The 1,599-nt window shown below is 71.7% G+C and carries 1 protein-coding gene; it reads left to right on the forward strand.

Annotated features, from left to right (window positions below):
- The first annotated feature begins 78 nt into the window (after positions 1 to 78).
- Entirely contained in the window at positions 79 to 1,539 is a 1,461-nt protein-coding gene (locus tag HBN54_RS23140) for an IS4 family transposase (protein WP_168675617.1), read from the forward strand.
- Positions 1,540 to 1,599 lie beyond the last annotated feature (60 nt).

Consider the following 1,599-nt stretch of genomic DNA (forward strand, 5'->3'; position numbering starts at 1 on the left):
CTTGTCCTTACCCAAAACTCAGAAAGCGCCGGCCAGTAGGTCGGCGCTTTTTTTGTGGGCGGGTAGTAGCTTTCGGACATGAGCATTTCAACAGGCTTCGGCGAGGCGCAGCAGTGGGCGCAGACGCATTTTGGTGGGGTGGGGTTGGGCGATGTGCGCCGTAGCCGGCGGGCGGTGACCCTGGCGGCGGGCTGGGCGCGGGAGCCGGGGGCCACGATTCCGCGGCTGAGCCAGGGACAGTCCTACGCCAGCAAAGCCGCCTACCAGCTGCTGGGCCACGCGCAGACCACCCCGGATGCGCTGCAAGCCCCTCACCGCCAGCACGTGGCTCAGCAGCTGCAGGCCCCCGGCACGTTCCTGTTGGTAGAAGATACGACCGAGCTGAGTTGGCCCGAAGCGGCCGAGCGCCGGGCGGGCCTCGGACCGGTGGGGCCAGGCAAGGCCACGAGCCAGGGCGTGCTGCTGCATTCGCTGGTGGCCGCCGCCTGGCCGGAGCAGGACCCCGACCCGGCGGCCAAACGGCCCGCCCTGCCGCTGCTGGGCCTGCTCGACCAGCAGTTTCACGTGCGCCAGCCCGTACCCGAGGCCGAAAAAGCGTCCTCCCACGGCGGCTCCCGCCCCCGCCAGGGGCGGCCCCGCGAGTCGGCCCTGTGGGCCCAGAGCCTGCGGGCGGTCGGCAGTCCGCCGCCGGGGACGCGCTGGGTGGTGGTGGCTGACCGCGGGGCCGATATTTACGAGCATTTGCAGCAATGCCAGGCCCAGGGTCTGGGCTTTGTGGTGCGGGCCGCCCAGAACCGGGCCCTGGTGGCCGGGGCCAACAAGTTGCCGGCCGGCCGCCTGTTTGAGCTGGCCCGGGCCCAGCCCAGCGCGGGCACCTTCCTGTTCTCGCTGCGCGGGCGGCCCCGCCAGCCGGCCCGGGACGTGGTGTTGCAGGTGAGTTTCAGCCCGGCCCTGGGCCTGCGTGCCCCGCAGCGGCCGGGCGGGGCCACGGGCAAAGGCGCGCCCATTCCCGGCAGCGTCGTGCGGGTTTGGGAGGAAGGGAGTCCGGAGGCGGCCCGGCCCGGGCTGGAGTGGCTCTTGCTCTGCGACCAGCCCGTCACCGACCTGGCCCAGGCGATGGTCTGCGCCCGCCAGTACGCCAGCCGCTGGCTCATCGAGGACTTCCATAAGGCCCTGAAGACGGGGCTCGGGGCGGAGAAGCTGCAGTTGCAAACGGCGGCCCGGCTCTTCGCGGCCGTGGCCTTGCTGAGTGTGGTGGCGCTGGCGCTGGTGGACTTGCGCGAGAAAAGCCGGCTGGAGCCGAACCTGCCGGCGGAGGCGTCCGGCCTGACGGGCACGGAGTTGCGGGTGCTGCGCCACCAGCGGCGGCGCCCCCTGGCCACGGTGCGCGAGGTCTACCTGGCCCTGGCCGCGCTCGGTGGCCACCTGGGCCGCAAGGGCGACGGGCCGCCCGGTTGGCAGACCCTCTGGCTCGGCCGACGCAGCCTGCGCCTGCTCGTCGAAGGCGTGCAGATGGCCGCCCAACTGTTGCAGGAGTAATGCCAAAAAAAAGCGCCGGCCTACCGGCCGGCGCTTTTCAGAGTTTTGGGTAAGGACAAG

The organism is Hymenobacter artigasi, assembly GCF_012275535.1.
In the GTDB taxonomy this organism is placed as follows: domain Bacteria; phylum Bacteroidota; class Bacteroidia; order Cytophagales; family Hymenobacteraceae; genus Hymenobacter; species Hymenobacter artigasi.